The sequence below is a fragment of the Tropicimonas sp. genome (assembly GCF_047971885.1).
Classification (GTDB): Bacteria; Pseudomonadota; Alphaproteobacteria; order Rhodobacterales; family Rhodobacteraceae; genus Tropicimonas.
Window position 1 is genome coordinate 1 of sequence record NZ_JBKEAE010000197.1, and the last position, 8,340, is coordinate 8,340.

General features: G+C 63.3%; 8 protein-coding genes and 1 pseudogene. 6 read left to right on the top strand and 3 right to left on the bottom strand.

From position 1 onward, the window contains the following. A pseudogene (locus ACK5IR_RS16380) lies at positions 1 to 287 on the bottom strand (sugar ABC transporter substrate-binding protein); the annotation flags it as partial. Between the two features lie 32 nt (positions 288 to 319). After that, positions 320 to 1,405 carry an ABC transporter ATP-binding protein gene (locus tag ACK5IR_RS16385; RefSeq protein WP_416930388.1) on the bottom strand — a complete coding sequence of 362 codons (1,086 nt, stop codon included), beginning with the start codon at positions 1,403 to 1,405 and terminating at the stop codon, positions 320 to 322. 130 nt (positions 1,406 to 1,535) lie between these two features. Between ACK5IR_RS16385 and ACK5IR_RS16390 the strand changes: the two genes are divergently transcribed. From ACK5IR_RS16390 to ACK5IR_RS16410, 5 genes are all read left to right on the top strand, one after another. Continuing rightward, complete coding sequence (locus ACK5IR_RS16390; protein WP_416930389.1) at positions 1,536 to 2,210, top strand: GntR family transcriptional regulator; 675 nt, start codon at positions 1,536 to 1,538, stop codon at positions 2,208 to 2,210. 85 nt (positions 2,211 to 2,295) lie between these two features. Next, on the top strand, positions 2,296 to 3,228 hold the full coding sequence (locus ACK5IR_RS16395; RefSeq protein ID WP_416930391.1) for an N-acyl homoserine lactonase family protein: 933 nt from the start codon (positions 2,296 to 2,298) through the stop codon (positions 3,226 to 3,228). 4 nt (positions 3,229 to 3,232) lie between these two features. After that, positions 3,233 to 4,075, top strand: coding sequence for a TIGR01459 family HAD-type hydrolase (locus ACK5IR_RS16400; protein WP_416930393.1), 843 nt, complete (start codon positions 3,233 to 3,235; stop codon positions 4,073 to 4,075). A gap of 4 nt (positions 4,076 to 4,079) precedes the next feature. Further along, entirely contained in the window at positions 4,080 to 5,045 is a 966-nt protein-coding gene (locus ACK5IR_RS16405; RefSeq protein ID WP_416930395.1) for a class II aldolase/adducin family protein, read from the top strand. A gap of 4 nt (positions 5,046 to 5,049) precedes the next feature. Then, entirely contained in the window at positions 5,050 to 6,330 is a 1,281-nt protein-coding gene (locus tag ACK5IR_RS16410; protein WP_416930397.1) for an FGGY-family carbohydrate kinase, read from the top strand. A 59-nt stretch (positions 6,331 to 6,389) separates the two neighbouring features. Here the strand turns inward: ACK5IR_RS16410 and ACK5IR_RS16415 are convergent, their stop codons facing one another. After that, on the bottom strand, positions 6,390 to 7,166 hold the full coding sequence (locus ACK5IR_RS16415) for a transcriptional regulator NanR (protein WP_416930399.1): 777 nt from the start codon (positions 7,164 to 7,166) through the stop codon (positions 6,390 to 6,392). A 342-nt stretch (positions 7,167 to 7,508) separates the two neighbouring features. Here ACK5IR_RS16415 and ACK5IR_RS16420 point away from each other — a divergent pair. After that, positions 7,509 to 8,340: RuBisCO large subunit C-terminal-like domain-containing protein (locus ACK5IR_RS16420; RefSeq protein WP_416930401.1), on the top strand; the 832-nt coding region annotated here is incomplete at its 3' end.

Here is an 8,340-nt window from a genome sequence, read left to right on the forward strand (position 1 = left end):
ACGACATAGGAGATCAGGTCATAGGCACCCTCCTCCTGCGTCAGTTCCAGCGTCTGGCGCTCGCGCAGCTTGAGGTAGGGCAGCATGTCCACCTCGACCTCGATGCCGGTCTCTTTGGTGAACTCCGGCAGGACCTTGATCACCGCATCGTAATGCGGGGTCGACGGAAAGTTCACCACAAGGGTGGTTCCCGCGTAGTCGGCATAGGGGTTGGCCAGCGCCGCAGAGGCGCTGATCGCCAGAACGGCCGTTCCGGCCCTCCCCATTCTGGACAATCCGTTCAGCATTGGTTTCCTCCTCCCAGTTGTTGATCCTGCGCCTAGAGCGCCAGCCCGGTTTCCCTGTCGAACAGGTGAATGGCTTCGGGGCGCAGGGCAAAACGCAGTGTTTCGCCAAGCGCGATGGGTGTTTCGGACTTGAGTTCGACCGTGATGTCCTCGCCGCCGCATTTGCAGAGCAGCACCGATTGCGCACCGATATATTCTGCCAGCGAAACCCGCAGCAGCATCGCGGTATCGTCCGGTGCCTGCGGATCGAAGTTCAGGTCCGACGGACGGATGCCCATCACCACCTCGCGCGCATTCTGCGCACGCGCGCGGGCCGCCAGATCCGCAGGCAAGGTGATGCGAAACCCGTCGCCCTCGGCAAAAAGCGCGCCATCCCCGATCAGGGACACCTGCATGAAATTCATCGGAGGCGAGCCCAGAAAACCGGCGACAAACCGGTTGGCGGGCCGCTTGAACAGTTCTTCCGGCGAGCCCTGCTGCTGGATTCTGCCGCCCTGCATGACGACGATCCGGTCGGCGAGCGTCATTGCCTCTACCTGATCGTGGGTGACATAGATCATGTTTTTCTTCACACGCTGGCGCATCAGCGCCAGTTCCGCCCGCATCTGGCCGCGCAGCTTGGCATCGAGGTTCGACAGCGGCTCGTCGAAAAGAAAGGTCGAACTGTCGCGCGTCAGCGCCCGTCCCATCGCAACCCGCTGGCGTTGCCCGCCCGAAAGCTCGCCGGGTTTGCGGTGCAGATAGTCGGTAAGGCCCAGCATCTGCGCAACCTCGCGCACCTTGCGGTCGATCTCGTGCTTCGGGGCCTTCTGAAGGCGCAGCGCAAAGGACATGTTCCTGGCGATGTTCATATGGGGGTAGAGCGCGTAATCCTGAAACACCATCGCCAGATCGCGGTCTTTCGGTTCCAGCCGGCTGATGGGCCGGTCGTCCATGTAGATCTCGCCCGCGCTCACACTGTCGAGCCCGGCGATCATCCGCAGGGTGGTGGACTTTCCGCAACCCGAGGGGCCGACCAGAACGGTAAACTCGTTCTCCGCCATCTCGAGGTTGATGTCGTGCAACACCTCGACCACCCCGTAGCGCTTCACAAGTCCGTCCAACCGAATCCTTGGCATGGTGTCCTCATCGTCAGATCATCAGAGGTTATGCATGCAAACAGAAAAGTAAATATACAAAATTGCCATCGCCCTCAAACCCGCCTAGATTGAGACCGCATCGGGTGCGGCAGGGGGCGATCGGCAGACAATGAAAGCAAGAGCCAGAACAGACGTCGAAATTCCGCGGATTTCTGCGGTTCAGAAGGTCGTAGGTACGCTGATCGACGAGATCTCGGCAGGTATCCTGACCCCGGGCGAGCGTATCGACGAAGTACAGCTTGCCAATCGGCTCGGCGTCTCGCGAACCCCTGTCCGCGAGGCGCTGAACCAGCTTGTGGCACAGCGCATACTTGTCGCCGGCGAGCGGCGAGGCGTCCGCGTGGTGCAGTATTCGCAAAGCGAGCTTTCTCAAATATTTGAAGTCATGTATGAAATCGAGATCGCCTGCGCGCGGATGGCGGCGCAGCGGCTGACGCTCCTGTCAAGATCCGAGATCGAACTGGCGCAGACGGCCTGCATAAAAGCCGCCGAAACCGGCGACAGGATCGCCTACATGCGCGCCAACGACAATCTTCATCAGGCAATCTACAAGGCGACGGGAAACGAATTCATGCAGGAGCTCGCTTCGGAATTCCGCCGCCGCACCGGCCCCTTCCGGGCCAAGAAATTCGCCGCCCCCGAGGATCTGATAGCCTCGGCCAGAAGTCACGAGTCGCTGCTCAGAAGCATCTTCTCGGCCGATTCCCATGCAGCGTCAACCAGTATGCGCGAGCATATGGAAGCCAGTTTCCTGCAAACGCTCGAAGCGTTCAGGAACGGATAGGTCTGCCCAACGGCGGTCGATTTCATGTTTGCATACAAACCATGTGATTTGTATGTTGAGCCGGAAACCGAGTCAGGAGGCTGCCATGGGCGTCAACGAAACCAGGATTTACCCGATCAACACCGGCTGGCTGGAGGGGGATCTGGGCACCTACATCTTCTGGAAGGGGCCTGCGGGCAAGAAGATGTGGCAGCCTGTCTACACCTATTACATCGACACCGGCGAGCACAAGATCCTGGTCGACACCGGCCTGTGTGACGAGGAGCGCGCCACCCGCTATCACCACAAGTGCCAGAAACGCGGCTGTCTTCAGGTGCACGAACATCTGAAACAGAAGCTCGGCATCGACCCGTCCGAAATCGACGCCATCGTTTTCACCCACCTGCATTGGGATCATGTCCAGAACATGAAGGAGTTTCCCAACGCCCGCTACATCGCGCCCAAGGCCGAGATCGAAATGGCCTACAACCCGCTCCCGCTCTATTACCGCACCTATGAATGCGGCATCCTGGGGATCGAGCCTGCCTATGCCGGCTGCGTCTTCGAGGCGGTCGAGGACGAGTGCGAGGTGCTTCCCGGCATCACCATGTTCCACACCCCCGGCCATTCGGTCGGCCATATGGCGGTGACGGTGGCCACCAGCGCCGGCGATATCGTGATCTGCGGCGATGCGATCTTCAACGAGCGCAACCTCGAGCCCAACGCCGACGAGATGTGGCGCTACTGGGTTCCCGCGCGGTTCGTGAACGCCTACGAGGGCTGGAAATCGGTCGAGGAGATCGACAAGCGCGCCGATTACGTTCTGGCCTGCCACGACAAGGCCAACGCCCGCTCCGATGTCTATCCTTTCGAGGGCATGAAGCTGCGCAAGCGGCGCCAGTTCATCCCCGGGTTCCAGTTCTATTTTGCCGACATGCCGCCGGGCGCGGCAGAAAGGGCCGCTCCCGCCATGAAACCCGGCGAGGTCGCGGCATATCTCGCCTCGCTCGAACCGCCGACACCGGACGATCCGTCCTGATCCGATGCTGATCGCCCTCGATACCCTCGACGCGGCGCTCGACGGGGTCGGGGCGGTTGTCGTGGACCAGTATGGCGTGCTGCACGACGGCAGCGCGCCATATTCCCTTGCCGTCGAAACGCTCCAACGGCTGCGGGCACGCGGCACCCGGATTGCCGTGCTGTCGAACTCCGGCAAGCGCGCGCAGCCCAATGCCGACCGTATCGCCGCGATCGGTTTTCCGCCGGACCTGTTCGAATGCACCATGACTTCCGGCGAGGCGCTGTGGCGGGACATGCGGTCGGGCAGGCTGGCATTTCCGGCGCTTTATCCGATCACCCGCGCCATGCACGATGCGAAAAGCTGGGCGGAGGGGCTCGATGTGGTCTTTTCCGGCATCGACAGTGCCGATGCGGTGCTGCTGATGGGACTGCCGGACAATGCGCAGGCCGAAGATTGCCGGGGCATTCTCGAACGGGCGCGGATGCGGGATATTCCCGTCCTGTGCTCGAATCCCGACCGCGCAGCACCCCGCGCCGACGGAAGGTGCGTCATTTCTCCCGGGGCGCTTGCCCATGCCCATGCGGAGGCTGGCGGCAGGGTGATATTTTACGGCAAACCCCATCTGCCGGTCTACCGGGCGGTAGAGGTCGCACTGAACCTGCCGCCCGAAAAGCTGCTGATGGTGGGCGACAGTCTCGAACACGATATTGCCGGTGCCCGCGCGGCAGGCTGGCGCAGCGTTTTCGTTCGCGGCGGGCTGCATGCGGGTGCGTTTGGCGCTGACGGCATCGAAAGCACGATTGCCGCGCTTGCGCGCTCCATGCGGGCGCCAATACCCGATTACACACTGGAGCATCTGAGGTAAGGCGATGCAAACTCTTCTGACCGACAGTTTCCGCGCATTCTCGGCCCGGATCGGCGCTGACCCCCTCTGTATTCAGGGGCCCGGCGGCAACACGTCGATCAAGGACGACGCGGTGATGTGGATCAAGGCGTCGGGGATGGAACTGGCGGATGCCGGGACCAGGGACATATTCGTCGCCGTCGACCGCCGCAAGGCTGCCGCCGAGGCACATGGCGCGGGCGATGGCACCTGTGTGGCGGCCATCCTCGATCCTTCGGCAGGCCTGCGCCCGTCCATCGAAACCACGTTCCATGCCATATTCGACTGGCGGGTGGTTGCCCATACGCATTCGGTGGCAACGCTCGCCCATGTCATTTCGCCCGCCGGATGCGCGGCGGCGATGCGGCTTCTGGCCGATCTGGATCCGGTGCTGGTGCCCTATGCCAAGCCGGGCCTGCCGCTGACCGGCGCGATTCTGCAACGTATCGAGCCGGATACGCGGCTTGTCCTTCTGGCCAATCACGGGCTGATCTGCTGCGGCGACACATCCGCCGAGGCCGAAGACCTGATGCGGCAGGTGGAAGAACGGCTGTGGCGCGAACCCGTGCTCCCCGGGAAAGCACCTGCGCCCCCTGCCCCGCCCGAGGGTTTCGGATGGGCTGCCGGGGAAAGCTGGCTGGCGCAGGATGTGGCCGTACTGGCGACGGTGACAGCAGGGTCCTATTATCCCGATCACGTGGTGTTTCTCGGGCCGGGCCTGCCGCTCGGCGACGGCGAAAGCCACCCCCCCGCGATTGCGGTTCCCGGCACCGGCATCCTTGTCCGCACCGGCGCGACCACGGCACAACGCGCAATGCTGCGGTGCCTTGCGGATGTGATGCGGCGCACATCGCGCGACTGGCCGCCCGAAGCGATCGGCGCGGCGGCCGAGGCCGAACTGCTCAACTGGGACGCCGAGAAATATCGCCAGTGGCTGGCGGCACAGGGATAACGCAGTGCTTTCGCTTGGCATCGACATAGGCACTTCGGGCATCCGGACCGCCGTGGTCAGCCAGGCCGGCGATGTCCTGTCGATGGCGAGCGTCGCCCATCTGCCTCAGGATCCGAACCGGATCGACGCGACGCTCTGGTGGGAGGCGGCGCGGGCCTGCATCCGCCATCAGGTGCAGCGGATGCAGGCGGATGGGCACGACCCGGCGGCGATCGCGCATCTCGCCGTCGACGGAACATCCGGAACGCTTGTGCTGACCGACGGGGGACTTGCGCCCGTCAGCCGGGCGCTGATGTACAATTCCACCGGCTTCGAGGCCGAGGCCCGGCGCATCGCCGGCGTGGCACCCGATCCGCATATCGCGCGCGGGGCTGGCTCGGCCCTTGCCCGGGCGATGCGGCTGGCAGGCGAGGCGCCGGGCGCGCGCCACCTGATGCATCAGGCCGATTTCATTGCCGCGCAACTGACCGGCCGTGGTGGGCAGAGCGATGTGATGAACGCGCTCAAGACCGGTGTCGAACCGGAGACCGGAAGCTGGCCGGACTGGCTTTGCAGGCTCTTGCCCGATGGCCTGCTGCCCGAGGCGCATCCGCTGGGCGCACCGATAGGAATCGTGGAACCGAACCGCGCCCGCGATCTGGGATTGCGTGGCGGGATTACGGTCCACGCCGGTACAACCGACAGTATCGCGGCCTTCCTGGCCGCGGCGCCGTTAAGCTCCGGGATTGCCGTCACCTCGCTCGGATCGACGCTTGCAATCAAGATGCTGTGCCGGGCGCGGGTCGACGATCCGGCGCGCGGGCTCTATTCGCACCGGGTCGGAAGCGTCTGGCTGGTGGGCGGAGCCTCGAATGCCGGCGGGCGGGTCCTGCGCCATTTTTTCGACGACGAGAGGCTTGCCGAACTGAGCCGCCACATCGACCCGATGCAGGATACGACGCTGGATTACTATCCCCTGCTCGAACCGGGCGAGCGCTTTCCCGTCAACGATCCCGGACTTGCACCGCGCCTTTCGCCCCGGCCTGCGGACGACTCGCAATTCCTGCATGGTCTTCTGGATGGGATCGCACGGATCGAGGCGCTGGGTTTCGACGTCATAGCCGACACCGGTGGCGGCCGTCCGGTGCGGGTGCTTTCGTCCGGCGGCGGCGCGCAAAACCCGACCCTCACAAGGATACGGGCGCGTTATCTCGGCCTGGTTCCGGAGGTGGCGTTCCATTCCGAGGCGGCGATCGGCGCCGCCCGCATTCCGTTCATGACCGAAACCACGGCCGACGGCGTGTAAGGCGCGAACGTGATCGCGCAGAATGGCGGGCAGCGCGCGGCGCTGACGATTCCACACACTCAACCGTCGTGGCGATACATGTCGCGCGAGCGGTCGAGGTGCTTCTGCATCGCCGCCGCACTCTTGTCCGGATCGCCCTCCGCGATGAGCGCGATGATCTGCTCGTGCTCGGCAAGGGTCTTGTCCTCGTTGCCCGACCAGTGCAGCAGCGCCGTATAGTAGCGAAGCAGCCACCGCAGCATCGCATGCGAGACCGCGCCCATGATCGGGTTGCCGGTGGTCTCGGCGATTCTGGAATGGAAACGCAGATCGGTCTCGATGAACTTGCGCCGGTCGTCGAGGTGCCCGCGCTGCTTTTCGACGATCGCCCGCAAATCGGCGATATCCTCTGTGGTTGCGCGTTTTGCCGCCAGCCGCACCATGCCGATCTCGAACATCCGGCGTGCCTCCTTGAGATATTCCAGCTGGTCGGGCTCCGAGGAAAGCAGCATCTGCGCAACTTCATCGGCCCGGTCGAGCACACTGTCGACCGACAGCGCGTTGACCTGGCTGCGTCCGCCGTGAGAGATGGTGATCAGCCCAATCGTATGCATCGACTGCAACGCCTCGCGCACGGCAGGGCGGCCGACCCCGAAGCGCCGCATCAGTTCGCGTTCCGATGGCATCGGATCGCCGGGGCCGATTTCGCCCGAGGCGATCATCGTCCGCAACCGCTCGAACACCTCGTCCGACAACTTGCGCCGGACGATTTTCTCGCTCTTGTCACCGGCTGGCGGGTTGCCTGCCACAGGGTTCGTCGGGGCGGGCGCGGGCATCATCTCGTCATTGTCGGGCATGGTGCATATCCTGCGGTTGTTTCCACGATGCCTGACCGGGCAAACCGTGCATTTCGATACGGGACGCTCGCGATGGAGATCATCGTGTTGCTATTTCATGGTATAACATCATGATATCCTGTGAATACATAATCGTCCTGTTCTTTTTCGCAACAAACCATCCGGCGCGGCTCGTCTGAGCATAGGCTAAACGTCTGAATAATCGACTTGTAAACCGGGTTTCCCGCATCGCCTGCGTCGCTTCCGGCAATCTGGCACTCATGTCGAGGAAATATACAGGAAAAATGACATTGAAATCATGTGGTATAATGAGTATTCCACATATAAATCGAGGAGGATCCCATGGTTGATTTGCCCGGAAGCGACATGATCCGCGTTACCTACAGGCTGGAGGTTCCCGCCCTCGCGGGTCAGAGCATCGAAGCCATGGCGGCCAAGATCGCCTCGGACCAGTCCACCGGAACCTTTACCGAACTTCCCGGAGAAACCGAGGCCGTCAAGGCACGCTGCGCGGCGCGCGTTCTTTCGGTGACACCGCTGAAACCGGCCCCGACGCCCGGCTTTCCGCGCCCGGAGGATCCGGCGGGGACGCGCTACCTGCGCGGCGACGTGATGATCGGCTTCCCGCTCGACGCGGTGGGAACCGATATCGCGGCATTGATGACGATCGCGGTGGGCGGCGTCTATTCCGCGCGCGGGCTCTCCGGCGTCCGGGTGATGGATTTCGACCTGCCCGAGGCCTGGTCCTGCCATCCGGGGCCGCAGTTCGGCATCGAAGGCTCGCGCCGGCTGATGAATGTTGCCGAGGGGCCGATGTTCGCCTCGATCATCAAGCCGTCGCTGGGCCTGACACCGCAGGAGACAGCGAAGGTCATCGCGCAACTCTGCGAAGCCGGTGTCGATTTCATCAAGGACGACGAGAAGCTGATGTCGCCGGCCTACTCGCCGCTGGCCGAGCGCGTCACCGCGATCATGCCGGTGATCGACGCACATGAACAAAAGACCGGCAAGCGCGTGCTCTATGCCTTCGGGATTTCGTCGGCCGACCCGGAGGTGATGATGCGCAACCACGATATCGTGCGCAAGGCCGGCGGGCAGGCGGCGGTGATCAACATCAATTCGGTCGGCTATGGCGGCATGAGCTTCCTGCGCAAGCGTTCGGAGCTTTGCCTGC